Below are 23,175 nucleotides of genomic sequence, written 5' to 3'. Positions count from 1 at the left end.
CAGGTCCCGTACGCGGCGGAGGCAGCGGCGACGGCGGCGTCGACCTCGTCGACGGAGGCGAGGGCGACCCGGGTGGTCTGTACGCCCGTCGCGGGAGACCACGGCGGCGATGCCGCAGTCGCCCTGCGCGGCGGCCCGCAGCGCGGCGGCGGCGCCGGTGCTGGCCCCGAAGCAGCCGACCGGGACGCCCCCGTAGCGGCGGCGCAGCAGCGCGACCGCCCCGAGGAGCCGGCGGGAGAGGGTCTCGATGTCGAAGACGTTGGCCCGGTCGAGCTCCTCCTCGGGCGTGAGCAGATCGAAGAGCAGCGTGCCCAGGCCCGCGTCGTTGAGGGCCGTCGCGACGCTCCGGTTGCGCGGGCTGCGGCGGCTGCTGCCGCTTCCGTGGGCGAACGCGACGAGGCCGCGCGCGCCCTCGGGGACCGTCAGATCACCGGTGAGCCGGACCCCGTCGGCGTCCACCCCGATCTCCCTCCGCGTCGCGGCGGGCGCGACCCCGGGCGATGTCGCGGGTGCCCCGTCCGGCGTCGCGGGCGCCCCGTCCGGTGCGGTGGCGTTCGGCGCGGTGGCCTCCGGTGCGGCGGCGCTCGGCGCTGTGGCGTTCGGTGCTGCGTCCTGTGCGGTGGCGTCCGGTGGACGGTCCGGTGCCGTGCCTCCGGGGGCGGGCTCCCGGGCCGCGTCGCCGGGGCGATCCGGGCCGGTGTCTGCTCCGGTACCGGCCGCGGTGTCGGCTCCGGTGTCTGCTCCGGTACCGGCTCCGGTGTCCGGGGCCGCTCGGGCTAGGAGGTCGACGACGTCCCGGTCCGGGGTCTGGGAGAAGTCCTGGTACCACTCGCCGACCGCGTAGAACGCGCTCGGTGTGGAGAGGCACACCAGTTCGTCGGCCTCGGAGCGGAGCGCGGCGGCGGCGTCCGGGGGCGCCACGGGAACGGCCAGGACCACCCGGGCCGCGCCGTGCGCCCGCGCGACCCGGCAGGCGGCGGACGCCGTCGCGCCCGTCGCGATGCCGTCGTCCACCACGATCGCCGTCCGGCCCGCCAGGGGGATCTGCGGGCGGCCGCCGCGGAACCGCCGCGCCTGCCGCTGGAGTTCCGCCTCCTCGGTCCGCTGGACTTCGGCCAGATCCGCCTCGTCGACCCGGCTCATCCGGATGATGCCGTCGTGCACGACCCGCACACCGCCCTCGCCGATCGCGCCGAAGCCGAGTTCCCGGTGGTAGGGGACGCCGAGTTTGCGGACGAGGATGACGTCCAGCGGTGCGCCCAGCGCGCGGGCGACCTCGGAGGCGACGGGCACGCCGCCCCGGGGCAGCCCGAGGACGACGGGGTGTTCGGTGCGCAGATGGTCCAGCTGCCCGGCGAGCCGGCGCCCGGCCTCCGCGCGGTCGGCGAACCGCATGATGCACCTCCAGCCCGGGAGACGACGCCCCGCAGGACTGGGTACCCAGAAGACTGGTACGTATCGAATCAATACGAAATGCGGCGAAGATGCAACCGGGTGGCGGCAGCACAGCCCGGCGCCGGCCGGGAACCGGCTCAGTCCTCCAGCGCGGCCCGCACCCGGGCGGCCGTCTCCTCCGCCTCGGCCCCGTCCGCGTACCGGCCGCGGGGCCAGAAGAATCCGCGCAGCCCGTCCTTGGGGTTGCGGGGCACCACATGGACGTGGAAGTGCGGCACGGACTGGCTGATCCGGTTGTTGGCGGCCACGAACGACCCGGCCGCGCCCATGCCCCGCTCCACGGCGCCCGCGATCCGCTGCACCCGGAGGAAGAACGGCCCCACCTCCGCGCCCGGGAGATCGCCGAGCGTCTCGCTGTGGCGGCGCGGCACCACCAGCGCGTGCCCCGGGAACAGCGGCCGGGCGTCCAGGAACGCCACCACGGTCTCGTCCTCGAAGACCCGGTGGCTGGGCACCTCACCCGCGACGATGGCGCAGAAAACGCAGTCCACGCCCCAAGTGAACCGCTCCCTCGCCGCCTCCGCCGGGCTTTTCGTCCGCACGCCGGTTCCCGCTGGCCGGGTGGGGCGTACCGGGAGCACTCTGGAGGCATGGAGAACGTCGCGAGCGCCCCCGAGCAGGACGTACCGGTCGTGGTGGCACCGTTCGACAGCGACAGCCGGTACCGGCTGGTGCATCTGCGCGGGGTCGGCTGGGAGCCGCTGGAGCGCGAGGAATTCGACGTGCGGGTGCGCCAGGTCTTCCCGGACGTCGACTTCGACGATCCGGAGCAGGTCCACTGGACCGACCGGCCCGGCGAGTGGCCGAAGTGGCACCCCGGGGAGGCCTGACGGGAACCACGGCGGCCGTCCCGTCCGTCCTTGAGGAGCAGGTGCCGCGGGGTGTCACGAGCGGCCTACCGAGGGGAGGGACCGACCGGCATCCGGGCCATGACGGGGACGGCATCCGACAGCGGAGGCCGTCCTTTCGTTCCACGCCCCGCGTCCCGCATCCGACCCGGGCGGATCATGCCCGTTCGGGCGTGATGTGACCTCGGGCGATTCCTTTCGCGCTCCATTGAGCACAGAGCGGTCTTCGTCCGTGATTGAGAGTGGGCGCGCGAATGACCGGGACGTGGTGGAGCGGAGGTGGGCGGCATGATGCCGGAGCGGGCGGGCAGCGCCAGTGGGGATGAGCTGGCCGTGCCGATGGCATGGCTGTACGCCGAATACGTCGCCGACGAGGTGCTCCGGCAGGCCGAACTGATGCAGCCCACCACCCTGGAGTTCCGGGCCGGGCGGGACGCCCTGGCGCTGACGGCCTTCCTCTCGGGCGGTGCGCAGCTGTCGGGGGCCGGTGTGGTGTCGCAGCTGGAGCACTGGTGCGATCTGACGGCGGCGGCGGAACCGTGGCACAGCTGGTGCTCCCGCCGCCTGCAGTACCTCCACCGGGAGGAGCAGGCGATCGGGCGCACCGGAGCGGATCTGCCGTTCGCCCGGGCGGCGTGGCGGCGGCTGGTCGAGACCGAACTGCTGTCGGCGGACGAGGACTACGACGCCGGCACCTGGGAGGGTGCCGACGTCGACGAGGACCCGGCCCCCACCGTGTGGACCCCGGCCTGGCAGCTCGGGCTCCCGCTGGCCAGCCTGGCCCTGCAGATGTTCTGACGGGAGGCGTTCCGGCGGGAGGCGTGCCGGTTGGACGTGTGCCGGTTGCAAGCGTTCCAGTTGGAGGCGGCAGGCGTCCGACGGCAGGCACCCCGTCCGGCGTCCGGCGTCCGGCGTCCCACCGGAGGTTTACCCGGGCGGGAGTCCTCCGCCGGGAGCGCCGCTCCTGAGCGGGCTCAGCCCGTCGCGAGGTCCACGATGCGCTGCACCAGATCGGGGTAGGTCCAGTCCGCGCCGCCGCCCGCGAGCGGCAGCAGGCTCATCGCTGTCAGGCCCGGGAGGGCGTTCACTTCGAGGCACATCGGCTCACCGGCGGCGTCGCAGCGGAAGTCGGTGCGCGAGTACGCGTCGCCGCCGAACCCCAGTGCCCGGTGCGCGCGCAGCGCCGCCTCCTGCAGCCGGGAGGCCAGGGCGTCCGGGATGCGTGCCGGACAGACTTCATTGGCCGCCCCGGGCTGGTACTTGGCCGCGTAGTCGAACAGCGGTGTCGTCAGCTCGATCTCGATCACGGGCAGCGCCCGGTCGCCGACCACGGCCACCGTGAACTCCCGCCCCGGCAGGAACGGCTCCACCAGCAGCTCTCCGGCGCCGGCGTGCACCTCGGCCGCGACCCGCGCCAGCTCCGGCAGCGAGTCGACCCGGTGGACCGCCACGCTCGAACCGTCCGCGACCGGCTTGGCCACCACCGGTCCGGCCTCCACCAGCCGTCGTACGTCCCGCGGCACCTCGGATTCCCCGGACGGCCACAGCACCCGCTCGGCCACCGGGACGCCCGCCGCTCCCAGGACGGCCTGTGCCCGGCCCTTGTGCCACGCGGCCGCGCAGGCCGCGCTGCCCGCGCCGGTGAAGGGGACTCCGGCCATCTCCAGCAGCGCCTGCACATGCCCGTCCTCGCCCCAGCCGCCGTGCAGCGCCAGGAACACCAGCTCCGCATCGCGCAGCAGTTCCAGGACCGGGCCGCCGGTCAGGGCGGTGTGCATCCGCTCCCGCAGCCGGTGGCGGTCCGCGAGGGACGGCGGTTCCTTCCCGACCTCGAACGCGTGGACGGCGTCACCGGGTCGCAGCGGTCCGGCAAGGACCGGCTCCGCGGCCGCCGGGTCGACGAGCACCACCTCGTGGCCCCGCTCCAGCAGTGCCCCGGCCACCGAGGAGCCGGAGGCCAGGGAGACGTCTCGCTCCGGGCTCTCTCCACCACACAAGATCACAACGCGCATACGGGAATTCTGCCGCACTCCCCCGGCCGGCGCCCGCACTGGCGTCCGACCGTCCGTGCCCGCAGCGCTCCGTACCCCATGGCCCGTACCCCATGACGTACCAGGGTGCCGGTCACCTGCTCTGGACGCCCGGCCGCCTGACACCCGACACCGGCCCGCCCCACTCCCCGCACCCCAGCACCGGGAACCCGGGGCGCCGTGCGGACCGTCAGTCGGGCAGCCCCAGCTCCCGCAGCGCCGACCGGGCCGCCAGGTGGCCGCACATGCCGTGCGCGCCCGCGCCCGGGGGCGTCGCCGCGGAACAGAGGAAGACGCCCGGGATGCCGGTGCGGTACGGGTCCGGGGTGATCCGGGGCCGCCGCAGCGCCAGTTGGAGTGCGGTGCCGGCCCCGCCGATGACGTCGCCGCCCACGCAGTTGGGGTTGTACACCTCCAGGTCGGCGGGTGACCGGACGAAGCGCGCGACGACGCGGTCCCGCAGCCCGGGCGCGAAGCGTTCGAACTGGGCGAGGACCGCCTCCGTCGCGTCCCCCCGGTAGCCGTGCGGGACATGCGCGTACGCCCAGACGGGACGGACGTCCCCGGCCGACCGCCCGGGGTCGGCCAGGTACTGCTGGGCGACGAGGACGAACGGCCGTTCCGGCATCCGGCCGCGGCCGGTCTCCCGTTCGGCGGCGGCGACTTCCTCCAGGGTGCCGCCGAGGTGGACGGTTCCGGCGCGGCGGCAGACCTCGTTCCGCCACGGCACGCCGCCCTCGACCGCGAGATCCACCTTGAACGCGGCCGGGCCGTACCGCCAGTCGCGGTAGGCCCGGCGCACCCGGGGCGGCAGCCGGTCGCCGGCGAGGTCCACGACGGCGCGCGGGGAGAGGTCCAGCAACACCGTTCCCACCGGGGGCAGTTCGGCCAGCGAACGCACCCGCACGCCGGTCTCCACGGTGCCGCCGAGGTCGGCGAGGAGTGCGGCCAGGGCGTCGGTGACCGCCCGCGAGCCACCGCGGGCGGCCGGCCAGCCGGTGCGGTGTCCGGCGGCGGTGAGCAGCAGCCCGACGGCGGCCGTCAGGGGGTGGTCCAGCGGGCCGAGGGTGTGGGCGGCGGCACCGGCCCAGAGGGCGCGGGCCTCCTCGGTGCGCCACCGGCGGGCGACCGCGGTCGCCGGGAGCAGCGCCCGGCTGCCGAACCGCGCCAGTGCCACGGGGCGGGCGGGCACTCCGAGCACCGGCCGCAGCACATCCTGGATCAGCCGTTCGAGGTCGGTGGCGAGCGGGGCGAACAGCCGTTGCCAGGCAGGCCCGTCCGTACCCAGTCCGACGGCCGTCTCGGCGGCGGAGCGCACCAGCGCCGGGGCCGCACCCGAGTCCAGCGGATGGGCCAGCTCGACCTCCGCCCGTCGCCAGAGCAGCCCGTACCGCTCCAGGCGGAGCGAGCGGAGGAACGGGGAGAGCGGACCGAGCGGGTGGACGGCCGAGCAGTGGTCGTGCAGCAGGCCGGGGACGGTGAGTTCGCCCGAGCGCGTCCCGCCGCCGATCGTCGGGGCTGCTTCGAGGACGGTGACCCGCAGGCCGGCGCGGGCGAGGGTGACGGCGGCGGCGAGCCCGTTCGGCCCGGCGCCGACCACGATCGCGTCGGTTGTCATGGGCCCCGGGCCTCCCTCCGCCCGCGGCGTCGCCGGACCCGACGCCCGGCGCCCCGGAGGGGGTGGCCCCGGCGGGCTCGGCGGCCACACCTCCGAGGGTAGCGAGCACCTCGCGCCCCTCGGGGGTCACGGCCGGTGGGCCCGGGGAGCAGCCCTGCGGGTCACCGTCCTCGAAGCAGCCCCTGGATCCCCGAAGCCCCGGCCGCCTGCCCGCCTGCCCGCCTGCCGCAGACCGTCCGACGGAACGACCCTCGTGAACGATGCGCGCCGGGGGCCGTCGAGGACCTGAGGACGGCCATCACAAGCGGTGCGCGGCCGTGAGGCTGTCACCGCCCGTGAGGCCTCACCGCCTCCCCACGAACCCGCCTCCCTACGAACCCGCCTCGCGGAACGCGTCGAGCAGCCGCTCCGCGGCGAGGGTCGCCGTCAACGTGCCCTCGCGGACCCGCTGTTCGAGGTCCGGGGCCAGCCGGCGCACCTCCGGGTGCTCCCGCAGCCGGGCCAGCAGCTGGTCGTGGACCATGGACCAGGTCCAGTCGACCTGCTGGTCGCGGCGCTTGGCGGCGAGCCGGCCGGTGGCGTCCAGCACCTTGCGGTGCTGCTCCACCCGCTCCCACACGGTGTCCAGGCCGGTGCTCTCGCGGGCACTGCAGGTGAGCACCGGCGGGTTCCACTCCGCGTCGTGCCCCTGCAACAGCCGCAGCGCGCCCGCCAGTTCGCGGGCCGCCGACTTCGCGTCGCGCTCGTGGGGGCCGTCGGCCTTGTTGATGGCGACGACGTCCGCGAGCTCCAGCACGCCCTTCTTGATGCCCTGGAGCTGGTCGCCGGTGCGGGCCAGGGAGAGCAGCAGGAAGGTGTCGACCATGTTCGCCACGGCCGTCTCCGACTGGCCGACGCCGACCGTCTCCACCAGCACCACGTCGTACCCCGCGGCCTCCATCACCACGATGGTCTCGCGGGTGGCGCGGGCCACCCCGCCGAGGGTGCCCGCGCTCGGCGAGGGCCGGACGAAGGCGTCCGGATCGGCGGAGAGCCGCTCCATCCGCGTCTTGTCACCGAGGATGGAGCCGCCCGTCCGGGTGGAGGACGGGTCGACGGCCAGCACCGCGACCCGGTGGCCGAGGCCGGTGAGCCGGGTGCCCAGCGCGTCGATGAAGGTCGACTTGCCGACACCCGGTACCCCGCTGATGCCGACCCGGCGCGCCCGGCCGGTGTGCGGCAGCAGCTCGATCAGCAGGCGCTGCGCCGCCTCCCGGTGGTCGGGCCGGGTCGACTCCACGAGGGTGATGGCCCGGGCGATGTACGCCCGGGACCCGTCGAGGACGCCCTTGGTGTACGCATCGATGTCGATCGTCCGCGGCATGGGCTCACAGCTCGTGGCCGAGGGACCCGGCCAGGCCCTTCAGCAGGTCGTGGGCGGCGTCGGGGATGACGGTGCCGGGCAGGAAGACCGCGGCGGCGCCCATCTCGCGGAGGGGCTCCACGTCCTGCGGCGGGATGACCCCGCCGACCACGATGGTGATGTCCTCCCGGCCCTGCTCGGCCAGTTGCTCGCGGAGCGCGGGCACCAGGGTGAGGTGGCCGGCGGCGAGCGAGGAGACCCCGACGATGTGCACGTCGGCCTCGACGGCCTGCCGGGCGACCTCCTCCGGCGTCTGGAACAGCGGGCCGACGTCGACGTCGAAGCCGAGGTCGGCGAAGGCCGTGGCGATCACCTTCTGGCCGCGGTCGTGGCCGTCCTGGCCCATCTTGGCGACGAGGATCCGGGGCCGCCGGCCCTCCTCGCGCTCGAACGCCTCGACCAGCGTCCTGGTCCGCTCCACGCCGGACGACGCTCCGGCTTCCTCCCGGTACACACCGGAGATGGTACGGATCTGGCCGGAGTGCCGTCCGTACACCTTCTCCAGGGCGTCCGAGATCTCCCCCACGGTCGCCTTGGCGCGGGCGGCGGTGACCGCCAGCGCGAGCAGGTTGCCCTCCATCCCCTGGCCGGATCCGGCCTCGGCGGCGGCGGTCAGCGCCCGCAGCGCGTCCTGGCAGACGGCCTCGTCGCGCTCCTCGCGCAGCCGCCGCAGCTTGGCGATCTGCTGGGACCGGACGGAGGAGTTGTCGACCTTGAGTACCTCGATGGCCTCGTCGCCGCCGACCCGGTACTTGTTGACGCCGATGACCGGCTGCCGGCCGGAGTCGATCCGGGCCTGGGTGCGGGCCGCGGCCTCCTCGACGCGCAGCTTGGGGATGCCGGCGTCGATGGCCTGGGCCATGCCGCCCGCGGCCTCGACCTCCTCGATGTGCTGCCAGGCCCGGCGGGCCAGGTCGTGGGTCAGCCGCTCCACGTACGCGCTGCCGCCCCACGGGTCGATGGACCGGCAGGTCCCGGACTCCTGCTGCAGCAGCAGCTGGGTGTTGCGGGCGATCCGCGCCGAGAAGTCGGTGGGCAGGGCCAGCGCCTCGTCGAGGGCGTTGGTGTGCAGCGACTGGGTGTGCCCCTGGGTCGCGGCCATCGCCTCCACACAGGTGCGGGTGACGTTGTTGAAAACGTCCTGGGCCGTCAGCGACCAGCCGGAGGTCTGCGAATGGGTGCGCAGCGACAGCGACTTGGCGTTCTGCGGGTCGAACCGCTTGACGAGCTTGGCCCAGAGCAGGCGGGCGGCGCGCAGCTTGGCGACCTCCATGAAGAAGTTCATGCCGATCGCCCAGAAGAAGGACAGCCTCGGCGCGAACGCGTCCACGTCGAGCCCGGCCCCGAGCCCGGCCCGCAGGTACTCCACGCCGTCGGCGAGGGTGTACGCCAGCTCCAGGTCGGCCGTGGCCCCGGCCTCCTGGATGTGGTAGCCCGAGATGGAGATCGAGTTGTAGCGCGGCATCTTCTGCGAGGTGTACGCGAAGATGTCGGAGATGATCCGCATCGAGGGCTGCGGCGGGTAGATGTAGGTGTTGCGGACCATGAACTCCTTGAGGATGTCGTTCTGGATGGTCCCGGCCAGCTTCTCGGGCGGTACGCCCTGCTCCTCCGCGGCGACGATGTAGAGCGCCAGCACCGGCAGCACGGCGCCGTTCATCGTCATCGACACGCTCATCCGGTCCAGCGGGATGCCGTCGAAGAGCTGCCGCATGTCGTAGATGGAGTCGATGGCCACGCCCGCCATGCCGACGTCACCGGTGACCCGCGGGTGGTCGCTGTCGTAGCCACGGTGGGTGGGCAGGTCGAAGGCGACGGAGAGGCCCTTCTGGCCCGCGGCGAGGTTGCGGCGGTAGAAGGCGTTGGACTCCTCGGCGGTGGAGAATCCGGCGTACTGACGGATCGTCCACGGCTGGTTGACGTACATCGTGGGGTACGGGCCGCGCAGGTAGGGCGCGATGCCCGGGTAGGTGCCCAGGAAGTCCAGCCCCGCCACGTCCTCGGAGGTGTAGAGCGGCTTCACGCCGATCCCCTCCGGGGTCTCCCACAGCAGGTCGGCGTCGCCCTTGCCGGTGCTGTCCTGCAGCGCGGCGCGCCACTGCTCGGCGTCGGCCGGGGACGCCCCGGCCGACTCCAGGCCGATGCCGGTGAAGTCGGGGATCGCTGCCTGCTGTCCGGTGCTGCGCTGCATCACGCCACCCCCAGGTCGTCGAGTGCGGAGGAGAGGACGGCGACCGCGTCGCCGCCCGCGGTGACGGACGTGTCGATGCCCGCTTGCCGGTACGCCTCCCGCCGCTCGCCGGGGCGTCCGGCGAGGAACACCCGGCGGGCACCGGCCGCCACGAGGCCGGCGGCGACGGATTCGGCCTGTTCGGCGTAGACGGCGTCGCTGGAGACCAGACAGGCCACGCCCGCGCCGCTGCGGGTGAAGGCGTCGGCGGCGGTCTCCGCGTCCACGGTCACCGGGTCGTGGACCGGTTCGATGCCGCCCGCCTGGAACAGGTTGGCGGCGAAGGTCGCCCGGGCGGTGTGCGCGGCCGGGGAGCCCAGCGCGGCGAGGAACACCTTCGGCCGGGCGCCGGTGGCGGCGAGGTGGGCGTCGGAACGGGCACGCAGCGCCTCGTACGCCTCGTCGCGGCGGACCTGCGGCAGCCCTCCGGACGGGCCGGCGGGCGCCGTCTCGCGCTCCGGCACGGTCTCGGCCAGCAGCGGGAACTCGCTGACACCGGTGATCGGTTCACAGCGCTTGGCAAGGTCCTCGCGGCGCCGCTGCCAGGTGCGCTCCAGGCGCTCGGCGATCAGGCCGGAGCTCAGGGCGGCGGCCTGGCCGCCGGCGCGCTCGATCTCCTGGAACCAGGCCCACCCGGCCTGGGCGAGCTCGTCGGTGAGCCGCTCCACGTACCAGGAGCCGCCGGCCGGGTCGATGACCCGGGCCAGGTGGGACTCCTCCAGCAGGATCGAGGAGGTGTTGCGGGCGATGCGCCGGGCGAAGGCGTCCGGCAGGCCGAGGGCGCTGTCGAAGGGCTGCACCGTCACGGCGTCGGCCCCGCCGACCCCGGCGCCCAGACAGGCGACGGTGGTGCGCAGCATGTTCACCCACGGGTCGCGACGGGTCATCATCACCGCGGAGGTCACAGCGTGCTGACGCTGTGCCGCGGCGGCCGGTGCGGCGCCGCAGACCTCGGCCACCCGAGCCCAGAGGCGGCGGGCGGCGCGCAGCTTGGCGATGGTCAGGAACTGGTCGGCGGTGGCGGCGAACCGGAACTCCAGCTGGCCGCAGGCCGCGTCGACGGAGAGGCCGGCCGCGGTCAGGTCGCGGAGGTAGGCCACGCCGGTGGCCAGGGCGCAGCCCAGCTCCTCGGCGGCCGAGCCCCCGGCCTCGTGGTACGGCAGGGCGTCCACCGCCAGGGCGCGGATGCCCGGGTGGTCGCGGTGGCAGCGGGCGGCGAGGTCCGCGGCGGCGGCCACCCGGCCGGCCAGGCCGGTGTCGCTCCCGGTGCGGGCGACGAGCCCGAGCGGGTCGGCGCCCAGTCCGCCGAGCGCGGCCCCGGCGGGCACGCCGCGCTCCGCAAGGATCCGGAACAACTCCTCGGCGGCCGGGGCGAATTCGGCTCCGGCGTCGAGCACGACCGGGGCCAGGTCGAGGTAGACACCCTCAAGGGCCTGCGACAGGCCGTCGACAGGGATCCCCGCCTCGCCGACGGCGAGCCAGACCGAGGTCACGCCGTTCTCGAGGTCGGCGAGCAGCGCCTCGTTGGACCGCTTGGGGTCCGGCTGGGCGTGGCGCTGGCGCACGTCCCAGCCGGACACCGAGGTGCCCTCCGGCCTGCCGCCCCGGACAAACGGAGGGAAGCCCGGGAACCCGGGGTCGTCGGCGCCGTCCTCGGCGGTGTACAGCGGGCGGGTGGCAAGCCCGTCCTGGAGTTCGGTGGCAAGCGTGTCCTCGGCCGCCGTGCCCGAGACATCCGTGGTGCCCGACTTGCGCAGCACGCCTTCGACAAGGCGGTGCCACTGCTCGCGGGTCGCGTCAGGGAACTCGGCGGCCAGGGAGAGCCCGTCGTCAGGCAGGACCGTCATGAGGGAAGGCTAGGCGAACCGACCCCCTGAGCAGCAGTGCGCTCGGATGTGACCTTGCCCTCTTCACCTGCGTACGCCGGGGCATTACCTGCTCACGCCGGGGCATTCCATCGGGCAGACTCGGGCAGCGTGAGAAAGATCCGCGTCATCGGCATCGGATCGGGCGACCCCGATCAACTGACCCTGCAGGCCGTAAAGGCACTCAACACGGTCGATGTCTTCTTCATCCTGGACAAGGGGCGGGAGAAGTCCGACCTGACCCGGCTGCGGCACGAGATCCTCCAGCGGCACGCCGTGGAGCGGCCCTACCGGCTGATGGAGGCTCAGGACCCGGAGCGGGACCGCACCGTGTCCTCCGCGGCGTACGCGCCCGCGGTCGACGACTGGCGGCGGCGCCGCGCCGACCGGTGCGAGGAGATGATCCGCGACGGGCTCGCGGACGGCGAGTGCGGGGCGTTCCTGGTCTGGGGCGACCCGTCCCTGTACGACTCCACCCTGGCGATCCTGGAGGACATCCTCGCCCGCGGCGCGGTGAGCTTCGACTACGACGTGATCCCCGGGATCAGCAGCGTCTCGGCGCTCGCCGCCCGGCACCGGACGGGGCTGAACCGGGTGGGCCGCCCGGTGCAGATCACCACCGGACGGCGGCTGTCGGAGGGTTTCCCCGAGGGCGCCGACGACGTCGTGGTGATGCTCGACGCGCACCAGGAATTCACCCGGCTGGCCGAACCGGACCTGCACATCCACTGGGGCGCCTATCTGGGCACGCCTGACGAGATCCTGATCTCGGGGCGGCTGGGGGAGGTCGCGGACCGGATCCGGGCGGTGCGCGAGGAGGCCCGGGCGCGCAAGGGCTGGATCATGGACACCTATCTGCTGCGCCGCGAGCGGGGCGACGTCGACCGCCCCGGGGAGTAGCTGCGGTGGGGCGTAGCTGGGGCGGGGCGTAGCTGGGACAGGGAGTAGCTGCGGGCGAGTGCGGGGGCGGTGCTGTCCGGCGGTGCCGGTCCGGCCTCAGCGCCGGCGGGAACCTCCGGCCCGGCGGCTGCCTCGGCGCCGGCGGAAACCCCCGGCCCCGTGGCCGCCGCGGCTCCGGTGGCCGGCGCGGCCCGGCATGCCTTCGACCCGCGGCGGTCCGCGGCGGCCCGCCCGAGCCTCCGGGGGCTCCGAGGCCCTCCGGGGCCTTCCCGGGCCCCCGGAGGGAGCGTCCTCACCGCGGCGCACATCCGCCGGGTCCCTGCCACGATGGAGGGGGCCGCCCGGTCCCGACCGCACCAGGACTGCGAGGGCTGCTATGACCGGTATCCAGGGCGGGGCGGAGGGGGCTGCCCCGGGCGGCGGCTCGTCCGCGGATGACGGGCGGCAGGGCAAGACGTCCTTCGACGACATCTACGACCGCCCCGACCCCCGTGCCTACTTCCGCGGGCTCCAGCCGCTGGAGTACCAGACACCGCTGCACGCCCAACCGGTCTTCCGACGGCTCCTGGCCGCCCGCGCCGCGGCGGCGGAGGCGGACGCGGACGCGGAGTCGGATGCGGATGCGGATGCGAAAGCGGCGGACGCCCCGGAGCGCGGTGGCGCGGGGCGCGGTGGGGCAGGTGCACAGGGCGGCCCCGGGCGCCCGGTCACGGTGCTCGACGTCTGCTGCTCCTACGGCATCAACGCGGCGCTGCTCAACCACGACATCACCCTGGACGAGCTGTACCGCCGCTACACCTCCCCGGACCTCGACACCCTGACCGACCACCAACGGATCGAGGAGGACCGGGAGTTCTACGCCGGCCGCCGGTCGGCGGACCCCGCCCCGGTGGTGGGGCTCGACGCGGCCCGCCACGCGGTGGCATACGCGACCGCCGCCGGGCTGCTGACAGCGGGATTCGGCGAGGACCTGGAGCACAGCGATCCGAGCCCGGGCCTCGTCCGGGCCCTGGAGCCGGTCCGGCTCATCACGGTGACCGGCGGCGTCGGCTACATCACCAGCCGGACCTTCGAACGGATCCTCCGCCCCATGACGGGACCGGTGTGGGTGGCCGCCTTCGTGCTCAGAACGGTCGACTACGGCCCGATCGCCGACACCCTGGCGTCCTTCGGGCTGGTCACCGAGCATGCGGCGGACCGCAGCTACCGGCAGCGCCGGTTCAGCGACGACTCCGAGCGGCGACACGCCCTGGAGGCCGTCCGCGCCACCGGCCGCTCCCCCGAGGGCCGGGAGACCGACGGCTCCTACCACTCCGAGTTCCACCTCTCCCGGCCCGCCGCGCACGCCGAGGCGTTCCCGGTCGAGGACGTGCTGGACGGGAGGTAGCCCGTGGCGACCTCGTCCGCCTGGGTGGTGGAGCGGCCCGGCCCCCTCGCCTCGGGCCCGCTGCGCCTGCGGGAACGCCCGATGCCCGATCCGGGGCCGTACGGGCTGCTGCTGGAGGTCCAGGCCTGCGCGGTGTGCCGGACCGACCTGCACCTGGCGGAGGGCGACCTGCCGCCCCACAAGGAGGCCTGCACCCCGGGTCACCAGGTGGTCGGCCGGATCATCGACGCCGGGGACGCGGTGACGGGCTTCTCCGCCGGGGACCGGGTGGGCGCGGCCTGGCTGGCGGGCACCTGCGGCACCTGTCGGTTCTGCCGTACCGGACGCGAGAACCTGTGCCCGCACTCCCACTACCTGGGCTGGGACATCGACGGCGGCTACGCCCGGTACACCGTCGCCGACGCCCGATACGTGCACCGGCTCCCGGCCGGATGGGGCGCCGAGGAGGCCGCGCCGCTGCTCTGCGCGGGCATCATCGGCCACCGGGCGCTGCGCCGCGCCGAGCTGCCGGAGGGCGGCCGGCTCGGGATCTACGGCTTCGGGGCCTCGGCCCATCTGGCCGCCCAGTTCGCGATCGGCCGCGGCGCCACGGTGCACGTGGTCACCCGGTCGCCCGAGGCGCAGCACCTGGCGCTGGAGCTGGGCGCGGCCTCGGCCGGTCCGACCGCGCCGCCCGAGCCGCTGGACGCCGCGGTCCTCTTCGCCCCGGTGGGCACCCTGGTGCCCACCGCCCTGGAGGCCCTGGACCGCGGCGGGACCCTCGCGGTGGCGGGCGTGCACCTCACGGCGATCCCGGGGCTGGACTACCCACGCCACCTCTTCCAGGAACGGACCCTGCGCAGCGTCACCGCGAACACCCGCGCGGACGCCCGGGAATGCCTCGCCGAGGCAGCCCGCCTGCGCCCCCGCGTCCGCCTGACCCGCTACCCCCTGGCCCACGCCGACCGGGCCCTCGCGGACCTGGCGGCGGGGCGGATCACGGGGGTGGGGGTGCTGGTTCCGTAGGGGCCCGGGACCCGGGCCGACACGGGAGGACACGGGAGGGGCCACCGATCGGCGGTTCACCGCCACAGTGCTGTGCGGCCTTGCCGCACAGCACTGCCTGAACTCACGTGCCCCAATGCGGTGTTGATGAACCCTCATCTCTGCGAATGACCTTGAATGGCATGATGAACGTCTGACGAGGCCCCGCAGTCGTCAGGGACACACGGGCCGGCGCGGACACGGAGTGGACATTCATGATCCGACTGACGGATGCCCCCATGACGTGGGTAACGGCCGGAGACAGCATCACGCAGGGCGTACTGCACACCCATGGCGCTCGCGGGTGGGTCGAGCACCTGCACGAGCGGGTCCGGTGGCAGCTGGGCCGGCTCACCGACGTCGTGGTGAACACCGGCGTCTCGGCGTGGGGCGCGGGCGACGTGCTCGCGGCCCATGACCGCCTGATCGGCCGGTTCCGGCCCGATGTGCTGTCCATATCGCTCGGCACCAATGACTGTCTCGCCGGGGAGGACGGACTGCCCCGGTTCCATGACGCGATGCACAAGATCATCGACGCGGCGGGGCCAGGAACACAGGTCGTCCTCCACACACCGGCCCTGGTCAGCGCCTCGGGACAGGAGCGGCGCAGCGCTCTCCCCGCGTACTGCCAGGCCGTACGGGAGATCGCCCGGAGTACGGACGCGCTGCTCGTCGACCACGAGGCCCACTGGCTGGAGCACCACGGCACGGCTGACCCGATCCCGTGGCTCGACGACCCGGCTCACCCCAACGCAGTCGGTCACCAGCAGATGGCGAACCACACCCTGCGCACCCTGGGGCTGGGCGAGCTGGACCCGCTCTGACCGGCGTCATCGCATTCCACCGCGCCGCCCCCGGGGTGCGAGGCGACATCCCCGGCCACGAAGAGATGGATCCGGGACCAGTAGCCCTGAAAGCCGTGATTGAGAGGCTCGGGCTTACCGATCCCGTCGTCGCCGCGTCCGCCAACTCCCGCACCGTCAAATGCCACCGCTCTCCAACTCCTCAATGGAGGCCAGGAGGCGACGTGCATTCGCGGGACTGCGGAGCATATAGACCGTCTCTTTCAAGGACTCATAGTCCTCCAGGGAGACGATGACCACTGGCTCGCGCCCCGCGCGAGTGATCACTATCTCTTCTCGGTCGTCCGTGACGGAGTTGAGTACCTCCGCATACTTCGCCCGCGACTCCGAGTACGACATGACCTTCACACCCACACGCCCTTTCAAGCGCAAGAAACTGTACGTCGCCGCCTTGTCGGTCGGCAGGAGGACGTCAAGCCCCGTGGCACTCGACAGGACTGGTTCCGACCCCAGGGGAAGCCCATGCACAACATCGAGCCTTGCCCTGGCTCGAACTTCACAGGGGACGCGATCCGAGGCGAAGTGAGGTCGGCGCTCATGCGAGCACGCGGAGACAAGCCGGTGATGGAAAAGTGCGTGAGTATGGATGACTCGGCAGCAATGCAGATCGCAGTACTGGAAGCCCGGTTACCCATGCTGGGCGCACGACGAAAGGAGCCCCCGCCGCCATCCGGCGGGGGCTTCTCTGCGCCCGTGGTCGGCCCCTAGGGCGAACTCAAGGCCACATAGGGGCATTCAGGGGCTACGCAGAGGGGATCTCGCCCGTCTTCACAGCAGCAATGAACGACGACCAGCCTTCACCCGTGAAGACCAGAGCCGGACCATGGGGGTCCTTGCTGTCTCGTACCGGCACGACGCCAGGGACATTGGCGCACTCCACACAGGTATTGTCACCGCTTGAGTAGCTGGACTTGAACCAGTCATAGCCGGTGGTAGAAGCGTTAGGAATAGGCGACATGGCTAGTCCGTTCCCTTGATGTGCTCGTTGATGATGGATAGCCCTCACAGCCCCGACCGGGACACAGCACCATCCCCGACCCTGCGAACGACCATACGTACGACGACCGCACAAACACCCTCAACCCCACAGCCACCACCCTGACCAGCGACCACAGGCACACACGTTCGCATCACCCTGGCGACCCCGACAACGGCACGGGCGCACCGCGCCCTGGACCGGATACGGCGACACTTCGCGCCGCAACACCCGGATGCGAATCCTCCCCGGCGTGAACACCGGGGCCTCCTCGCAAGAAACAGGTGCTGGAGAGATCAGACGTCGTCGTCGGCATGATCGCCTCCCTGACCGGCCAGCCCGCAGAATGGGTCGTGCCGTCGGGCAGCGCCGACCGATGAGCCTGCCCGGCCTTGCCCTACCGGCCCTGGACTGATGTCCGCCCCCATCGCCCGGTCACGGTGCCGCCAACGGCCGGACCCGGTGTATCCGGGGCGGCCCGGGGAACGGGACGGGGGAAGGCGATTCCCGTGCAGACCACACCCGCCCCCTGCGGCACCTCGCCGACCGCGGCGCCGCGCCAAGCGACCCCGCGGCACCGGGGCGCCGCACCGGCCGGCGCCTCCCCCTCTCCGGCGGCCGGGCCATGAAGCTCGCGCTGGCCGGGGACACCATGCTCGGACGGAACGTCGGGCGGCAGCTGGCCGCGTTTCCGGACGAGCCGCTGTTCACGGACGAGGTGGTGGCCGCGGCGCGGGAGGCGGATCTGTTCGTGCTCAACCTGGAGTGCGCGATCTCGGCGCGGGGCACGCCGTGGCCGGACCCGTTCAAGCGCTTCTTCTTCCGGGCGCCGCCCGTGGCCGCCGAGGTCCTGCGGGACCTCGGGGTCGGCTGCGTCACGCTGGCGAACAACCACGCGCTGGACTTCGGCCCCGACGCGCTGGCCGACACCTTCCGGCACCTGTCCGCGGCGGGGATCGCCCGGGTGGGCGCGGGCCACGACCGGAAGGAGGCGCGGGAACCGGCCGTGCTGCACCGCGGGGGCACGGCCGTCGGCATCGTCGCGGTGGCCGACCACCCCGCCGACTTCGCGGCCGGCCCGGACCGGCCGGGGACCGCCTACGCCGACCTGGCGGCCGGGGTCCCCCGGTGGCTGCTCGACGGCATCGCCGGGCTCGGCACCGACATCACCGTGGTCACCCCGCACTGGGGCCCGAACATGGTGGCCCGCCCCGTGCCCCACGTCCGGGCGGCCGCGGGGGCGTTCCGCGGTGCGGGGGCCACGCTCGTCGCGGGCCACTCGGCGCATGTCTTCCACGGCGTCCAGGACCATGTCCTGTACGACCTGGGGGACTTCGTCGACGACTACGCCACCGACCGGCGGTTGCGCAACGATCTGGGGCTGCTCTTCCTCGTCACCTTCGGAGACGGCGCCGTCGACGGGCGGCACCGGCCGGTCCGGCTGGAGGCCGTGCCGCTGGCCCTCGACCCCTGCCGCACCCGGATGGCCGAGCCGGAGGAACACCGTTGGACGGCCCGGCGGTTCCGCCGGGCGTGTGCGGCGTTCGGCACGGAGGTGACCGAGGAGGGCGGCCGGCTGGTCGTCACCTGGTAGCGGCCGGGCCCGGTCCGGGAAAGGGCCCGGCCGGTCCCGGCGGGTCTTGGGGCCGAGCCCCGGCGGGTCTCGGGCCGCTCCCCGACGGCTCACCGATTAGGCTCCGGCCGCTCATGGACACCGCTTCGGCCGCTCACCGACGAGACTCCGGCCCGTCCCGGCGGGTCTCGGGCCGCTCCCCGGCCGCTCACGGACCGGGCTTCGACCGTTCATGGGCACCGCTCCGGCCGCTCACCGACGAGGCTCCGGCCGTTCAAGACACGGCCCGGCTGCTCGCGGGCGGGACCCGCCTCTCCCGAGCCCCCGGCCCCGGCCCCGGCGCTAGACGGCCGGGCGCTGCGAGCCGCTGACGAATATCAGGAGCGCGTCGACCAGGTCGTCGGCCGCGGAGCCGGTGGCGAGCCGCCGGAGCTGGATGCCCATCACCAGGGCCACGACGGCGCTCGCCGCGCGCTCCGCGTCGGGGACGCCGAGCGCGCTGAGGATCGAGGCGGCCAGCCGGTCGTAGGCGGCGAAGCACTCGGCGGCGGCGGTCCGGAGCTGCGGATCGCGCCCGGCCTGGATGTAGATCTCGAACGGGGCGATGTGCTCGCTGTCGAAGCCGGTGTTCGCGGCCACCTGTCCGACGAGGGTGCTCGCCTCCGCCAGATCGGTGCCGTCGCACGGGTGCTGGGCGGCGAGTTCGGTGAACCGGCACGTCTCCTCGGAGACGAACGACCGCAGGCTCTCCCGCAGCAGCTCGTGCTGCGTGGCGAAGTGGTAGGTGACCGAGCCGAGCGAGACGCCCGCTTCCTTGGCGATGCGGCGGTTGGTCACACCGGCCACGCCGTGTTCGCCAATGATCCGCAGTACGGCACGGATGATGCGGTCGCGGGTTTCGGCCGGTCGTGACATGCCGCGCATTCTTCCATTGCCGCCGGACCGCAACCGCCCCCGGGCCCCCTCCGCACCGGACCTCCGCTATCGTCCGTTCGAACGAACGGAATCGGATGACAGGTGTTCTCATGCGCATCGCCGGATCGACCGTCCTGCTGACCGGAGCCACCGGCGGCATCGGCCGGACCCTCGCCCGCCAACTCGCCGCCCGCGGCGCCACCTTGCTCGTCACCGGACGCCGCCCAGAGGCGCTGCGGCCGCTGGCCGCGGAGCTCGGCGCGCGGCCGCTCGTCGCCGACCTGGCCGACCGCGCCCATGTGGAACGGCTGGCGGCGGAGGCCGGGCCGGTGGACATCCTGGTGGCCAACGCCGCGCTGCCGTCCAGCGGCGAGGCGCTGGACTACAGCACCGAGGAGATCGACCGGTCCATCGATGTGAACCTCCGGGCCCCCCTGCTGCTCTCCCGGCTGCTGGCGCCCCGGATGGTGGCGGCGGGCGCGGGCCATCTCGCCCTCATCGGCTCCATATCGGGCCGCACCGCCTCCCCCGCGACCTCGCTCTACAACGCGACGAAGTTCGGGCTCCGCGGGTTCTCCCACGGGCTCCGGCAGGACCTGCACGGCACCGGGGTCGGCGTGTCGATCGTGCAGCCCGGATTCGTGCGGGACGCCGGGATGTTCGCCGACTCGGGTGCCGCCACGCCCGGCGGGGTCCGTACGGTCTCCCCTGGTCAGGTTGCCGCCGCCACCGTGGACGCCATCGAGCGCGACCGGGCCGAGGTGAACGTGGCCCCGCTCGAACTGCGCCTGGGCAGCGCGATCGGCGGGCTCTTCCCCGGGCTGGCCGCCCGGGTGCAGCGCCGCGCCGTGGCGGACGGCACCCTGCGGCAGATCGTGGAGTCCCAGCGGAAGAAGCGCTGAGGGGGCCTTGCACGGTGAGCGCCCGATGACGGTCGCGTGGTCCGGTGCAGGGCATCACCATGTGCCGGACCACATTCCCCGGGCGGGCACCGTGCAGGGCCCCTGAGTCCGCACCCGGGCACGGGCCCCCCGCCCGGCGAGGGGCCCGATGCACGGGAGAGCCCTGCAGGGGCCGCCGGTGTCCGCACCGGCGGCCCCTCCCCCCGTCCCGCTCGCCGCGTGTGTCCGGCGGTCCCGGCTGGTCGGGCCGGGACGGAACGCTCGCCTCCCCGCGAGGAGGCCCGGATGCGCCGGCCGTAGGGCGGCGCGATGCTTCCGGCGAGCGGGGCGGAACCGTCTCTGCGGGCGGCACCGGCCGTCGGCTCCGGGGGACACGTCCCCTCATCAGGCCTTCCAGCGGCGGCGTTCCACCCGCATGACGTCACCTTGTACGTTGCGCAGTGGAGATCGACTCAGTGAGCCCGCGTCCGGGTGCTGTTCCGTTCCAGGTGCTGTGCGAGGACGCGGTCCGGTTTTTCGACGGAGGAGCGCGCATGGAGACGCCGGATCGGAAGCAGGCCGAGTTGGTGGCCCGTCAGGAGGCGGCCCACCTCACCGCGCAGGGGGTCCGCGCGGTGGCCCTCACCTGGGTGGACAACGCCGGGATCATCCGCGTCAAGGTCGTGCCCACGGCGCGGCTGGCCGCGGCGGCCCGGCGGGGTATCGGCATGTCCCCGGTCTTCGACGTCTATCTGGTGGACGACTCCAGCACCACCAGCACCCACATCGGCGGGCCCGACGGGGATCTGCGGCTCTTCCCCGACCTCGACCGGCTGACCCCGCTCGCCGCGCAGCCGGGCCTGGCCTGGGCGCCGGTGGACCGGTACGAGCAGGGCGGCGCCCCCTACCCCGCCTGCCAGCGGCAGTTCGCCCGGCGGATGGCGGAGCGGGCCGCGGCGCACGGCCTGCGGTTGCGGATGGGGTTCGAGACCGAGTGGACCGTCGCCCGTGCGGACGGTGCCGACCTCCGCTACCCCACCGAGGGCCCGGCCTACGGCATGACCCGGGTGGTCGATCTGTCGGACTACCTCGTCGAGGTCTGCGACGCCCTCGCCGCACAGCAGTTGGAGGTGCTGCAGATCCACCCGGAGTACTCACCGGGCCAGTTCGAGGTGTCGGTCGCCGCGGACGATCCGGTGGGCGCCGCCGACACCGCGGTGCTGGTCCGCGAGACGGTGCGCGCGGTCTCCGTACGGCACGGGATGACGGCCTATTTCGCGCCCGTCATCGAGGCGGGCTCGGTCGGCAACGGCGCCCACCTGCACCTCAGCCTGTGGGAGGGGGAGCGCAACCTGTGCCGGGGAGGCGACGGGCCGTACGGCATGACGAAGCTGTGCGAGTCCTTCCTCGCCGGTGTGCTGGAGGAACTGCCCGCGCTCCTGGCGCTGGGTGCCCCGTCGGTCGCGAGCTATCTGCGGCTCGCGCCGTCGCGCTGGGCCGGTGCGTTCCAGTGCTGGGGCCCGGAGAACCGGGAGGCCGCGCTCCGGTTCATCCCGGGCGCACCCGACGATCCCGAGGGGGCGAACGCCGAGGTGAAGTGCTTCGACCCGGCGGCCAACCCGTATCTCGTGGTCGGTGCCGTCACGGCGGCGGGACTCGCCGGGATCGACGCGGGGCTGTCGCTGCCCGCCCCCGTCTCCGGCGACCCGGCCCTGGTGGGCGGCGCGGACCGCCTCCCGGACTCGCTGACCGGCGCTCTGGAGCACTTCGAACGGTCGGCGCTGCTCCGGGAGGCGCTCGGGGACCCGCTGTTCGACGCGGTGGCCGCGGTCCGCCGGGCCGAGGCGGAGCTGTTCGCGGGGGCCGCGCCGCAGGCCGTCGCGGACGCCACCCGGGGACGGTACTGAGTGCCGGCCGAGCCCCCGCCGCAGACACCGCCGGGCCTGGTGCTGCCGCCGCTGGTGGACCACCACTGCCACGGCGCGGCCCGTACGGATCTGACTCCCGAGGCGTTCGAGGGGTTCCTTACGGAGTCCGACGCCCCCGCCGCGCCCGGCACCACGTACTTCGACACCCAGCTGGGCTTCGCCGTGCGCCGCTGGTGTCCTCCGCTGCTGGACCTCGAACCGCACTGCCCGCCCGGCCGCTATCTCCAGAGGCGGCAGGAGCTGGGCGCGGCGGAGGTGACGCGGCGGCTGCTGCGCGGCGCGGGCATCGGCACCTTCCTGGTGGACACCGGGCTGCCCGGCGATCTGACGGGGCCGCGGGAGATCGCGGAGGCCGCGGGCGGCGCCGCGCACGAGATCGTCCGGCTGGAGACGCTGGCGGAGCGGGTCGCGGACGGCGCGGAGACCGCCGAGGGGTTCGTGAGCCGACTGGCCGACGCCGTCGCCGACGCCGCGCGGGACGCGGTGGGCTTCAAGTCGGTGGCCGGGTACCGGTACGGGCTGGACTTCGACCCGGCGCCGCCCGACCGGGGCGCGGTGCGCACCGCGGCGGCCCGGTGGCTCGCCGGGCGCCCGGCGGGCGGGCGGCTGACCGACCCGGTGCTGCTGCGCCATCTGCTATGGTCCGCCGCCGGGACGGCGCTGCCGCTGCAGCTGCACACCGGCTTCGGCGACCCGGATCTGCGGCTGCACCGCTGCGACCCGCTGCTGCTCACCGACTTCGTCCGGGCCGTCCGCCCGACGGGCTGCACGCTGGTCCTGCTGCACGGCTACCCGTACCACCGGGGCGCCGGCTATCTCGCCCACGCCTTCCCGCATGTGTACGCGGACATGGGGCTGGCCCTGTCGCACACCGGCGTCCGGGCCGAGGCGGTGCTCGCCGAGATGCTGGAACTGGCGCCGTTCGGCAAGCTGATGTTCTCCACCGACGCCTACGGACTGCCGGAGCTGTACGTGGTGGGCGCCCGGCTGTTCACCACGGCCCTCACCCGGCTGCTCACCGGCTGGGTGTCCGAGGGGAGTTGGGCGGCCGGTGACGCCGCCCGGGTGGCGGCCCTGATCGGGGCGGACACCGCGCGACGGGTGTACGGGCTGGAGCCGTTCCGCCCCTGATGCGTCCCCCGGTCACCGCCGGCGGGCCGGGCCCGGTCGTCGAACTCCCGCCCTCCGGGCGGACGAGGAAGGTTCGACGACGGGCCTGGGCCATCCGGGGGCTATCCGGCGCAGCCCGTCCCCCGGACGGCCGTACCCCGCGGGCGGATC

19 protein-coding genes and 1 pseudogene are annotated in these 23,175 nt (G+C 74.0%); 10 read left to right on the top strand and 10 right to left on the bottom strand.

Annotated features, from left to right (window positions below):
- The coding region (locus tag ABT112_RS12910; protein WP_351508676.1) for a phosphoribosyltransferase family protein at window positions 1–1,395 on the bottom strand (1,395 nt) is incomplete at its 3' end.
- Between the two features lie 137 nt (window positions 1,396–1,532).
- Window positions 1,533–1,946 carry an HIT family protein gene (locus ABT112_RS12905; RefSeq protein WP_351508674.1) on the bottom strand — a complete coding sequence of 138 codons (414 nt, stop codon included), beginning with the start codon at window positions 1,944–1,946 and terminating at the stop codon, window positions 1,533–1,535.
- A gap of 99 nt (window positions 1,947–2,045) precedes the next feature.
- Between ABT112_RS12905 and ABT112_RS12900 the strand changes: the two genes are divergently transcribed.
- Window positions 2,046–2,285 carry a hypothetical protein gene (locus ABT112_RS12900; protein ID WP_351508672.1) on the top strand — a complete coding sequence of 80 codons (240 nt, stop codon included), beginning with the start codon at window positions 2,046–2,048 and terminating at the stop codon, window positions 2,283–2,285.
- 306 nt (window positions 2,286–2,591) lie between these two features.
- Complete coding sequence (locus ABT112_RS12895) at window positions 2,592–3,101, top strand: hypothetical protein (protein WP_351508670.1); 510 nt, start codon at window positions 2,592–2,594, stop codon at window positions 3,099–3,101.
- Between the two features lie 176 nt (window positions 3,102–3,277).
- Here the strand turns inward: ABT112_RS12895 and ABT112_RS12890 are convergent, their stop codons facing one another.
- The 5 genes from ABT112_RS12890 to ABT112_RS12870 all read right to left on the bottom strand — a co-directional run bounded on the left by ABT112_RS12890 (window position 3,278) and on the right by ABT112_RS12870 (window position 11,430).
- On the bottom strand, window positions 3,278–4,315 hold the full coding sequence (locus ABT112_RS12890) for a D-alanine--D-alanine ligase family protein (protein WP_351508668.1): 1,038 nt from the start codon (window positions 4,313–4,315) through the stop codon (window positions 3,278–3,280).
- 208 nt (window positions 4,316–4,523) lie between these two features.
- Complete coding sequence (locus ABT112_RS12885) at window positions 4,524–5,951, bottom strand: phytoene desaturase family protein (RefSeq protein WP_351508666.1); 1,428 nt, start codon at window positions 5,949–5,951, stop codon at window positions 4,524–4,526.
- A gap of 370 nt (window positions 5,952–6,321) precedes the next feature.
- Window positions 6,322–7,314: a methylmalonyl Co-A mutase-associated GTPase MeaB gene (gene meaB, locus ABT112_RS12880; protein WP_351508664.1), complete on the bottom strand. Its 993-nt coding sequence runs from the start codon at window positions 7,312–7,314 to the stop codon at window positions 6,322–6,324.
- Window positions 7,315–7,318: 4 nt separating this feature from the next.
- Window positions 7,319–9,544, bottom strand: a complete 2,226-nt coding sequence (gene scpA, locus ABT112_RS12875) for a methylmalonyl-CoA mutase (protein ID WP_351508662.1) — start codon at window positions 9,542–9,544, stop codon at window positions 7,319–7,321.
- Window positions 9,544–11,430 (bottom strand): methylmalonyl-CoA mutase family protein, encoded by a 1,887-nt coding sequence (locus ABT112_RS12870; RefSeq protein ID WP_351508660.1) that lies wholly within the window; start codon window positions 11,428–11,430, stop codon window positions 9,544–9,546. Before ABT112_RS12870 ends, scpA begins: the two co-directional genes overlap by 1 nt.
- A gap of 129 nt (window positions 11,431–11,559) precedes the next feature.
- Here ABT112_RS12870 and cobF point away from each other — a divergent pair, with 129 nt between their 5' ends.
- The 4 genes from cobF to ABT112_RS12850 all read left to right on the top strand — a co-directional run bounded on the left by cobF (window position 11,560) and on the right by ABT112_RS12850 (window position 15,582).
- The gene (gene cobF, locus ABT112_RS12865) at window positions 11,560–12,348 is read left to right on the top strand and encodes a precorrin-6A synthase (deacetylating) (RefSeq protein ID WP_351508658.1); all 789 of its coding nucleotides are present in this window, start codon (window positions 11,560–11,562) and stop codon (window positions 12,346–12,348) included.
- A gap of 376 nt (window positions 12,349–12,724) precedes the next feature.
- Entirely contained in the window at window positions 12,725–13,735 is a 1,011-nt protein-coding gene (locus ABT112_RS12860; protein ID WP_351508656.1) for a hypothetical protein, read from the top strand.
- Between the two features lie 3 nt (window positions 13,736–13,738).
- Window positions 13,739–14,740 carry a zinc-dependent alcohol dehydrogenase family protein gene (locus ABT112_RS12855; RefSeq protein WP_351508654.1) on the top strand — a complete coding sequence of 334 codons (1,002 nt, stop codon included), beginning with the start codon at window positions 13,739–13,741 and terminating at the stop codon, window positions 14,738–14,740.
- Window positions 14,741–14,997: 257 nt separating this feature from the next.
- Window positions 14,998–15,582, top strand: a complete 585-nt coding sequence (locus ABT112_RS12850; RefSeq protein WP_351508652.1) for an SGNH/GDSL hydrolase family protein — start codon at window positions 14,998–15,000, stop codon at window positions 15,580–15,582.
- Between the two features lie 136 nt (window positions 15,583–15,718).
- Here the strand turns inward: ABT112_RS12850 and ABT112_RS12845 are convergent.
- Window positions 15,719–15,960: pseudogene (locus tag ABT112_RS12845) on the bottom strand (type II toxin-antitoxin system Phd/YefM family antitoxin); the annotation flags it as partial.
- Between the two features lie 403 nt (window positions 15,961–16,363).
- Window positions 16,364–16,579, bottom strand: coding sequence for a DUF397 domain-containing protein (locus ABT112_RS12840; RefSeq protein WP_351508648.1), 216 nt, complete (start codon window positions 16,577–16,579; stop codon window positions 16,364–16,366).
- Between the two features lie 643 nt (window positions 16,580–17,222).
- Between ABT112_RS12840 and ABT112_RS12835 the strand changes: the two genes are divergently transcribed.
- Window positions 17,223–18,191 carry a CapA family protein gene (locus ABT112_RS12835; protein ID WP_351508646.1) on the top strand — a complete coding sequence of 323 codons (969 nt, stop codon included), beginning with the start codon at window positions 17,223–17,225 and terminating at the stop codon, window positions 18,189–18,191.
- A 321-nt stretch (window positions 18,192–18,512) separates the two neighbouring features.
- On the opposite strand, the gene ABT112_RS12830 is transcribed toward ABT112_RS12835, so the two are convergent.
- Entirely contained in the window at window positions 18,513–19,085 is a 573-nt protein-coding gene (locus tag ABT112_RS12830) for a TetR/AcrR family transcriptional regulator (RefSeq protein ID WP_351508644.1), read from the bottom strand.
- 110 nt (window positions 19,086–19,195) lie between these two features.
- Between ABT112_RS12830 and ABT112_RS12825 the strand changes: the two genes are divergently transcribed.
- From ABT112_RS12825 to ABT112_RS12815, 3 genes are all read left to right on the top strand, one after another.
- Window positions 19,196–19,987 (top strand): SDR family NAD(P)-dependent oxidoreductase, encoded by a 792-nt coding sequence (locus ABT112_RS12825; protein ID WP_351508695.1) that lies wholly within the window; start codon window positions 19,196–19,198, stop codon window positions 19,985–19,987.
- A gap of 533 nt (window positions 19,988–20,520) precedes the next feature.
- The gene (locus ABT112_RS12820; protein WP_351508643.1) at window positions 20,521–21,873 is read left to right on the top strand and encodes a type I glutamate--ammonia ligase; all 1,353 of its coding nucleotides are present in this window, start codon (window positions 20,521–20,523) and stop codon (window positions 21,871–21,873) included.
- Window positions 21,874–23,025 (top strand): amidohydrolase family protein, encoded by a 1,152-nt coding sequence (locus ABT112_RS12815; protein WP_351508641.1) that lies wholly within the window; start codon window positions 21,874–21,876, stop codon window positions 23,023–23,025.
- Window positions 23,026–23,175: the final 150 nt, after the last annotated feature.

The organism is Streptomyces sp. NPDC002055 (assembly GCF_040296705.1).
Classification (GTDB): Bacteria; Actinomycetota; Actinomycetes; order Streptomycetales; family Streptomycetaceae; genus Streptomyces.
This window is presented reverse-complemented; position numbering and strand designations above follow the sequence as displayed.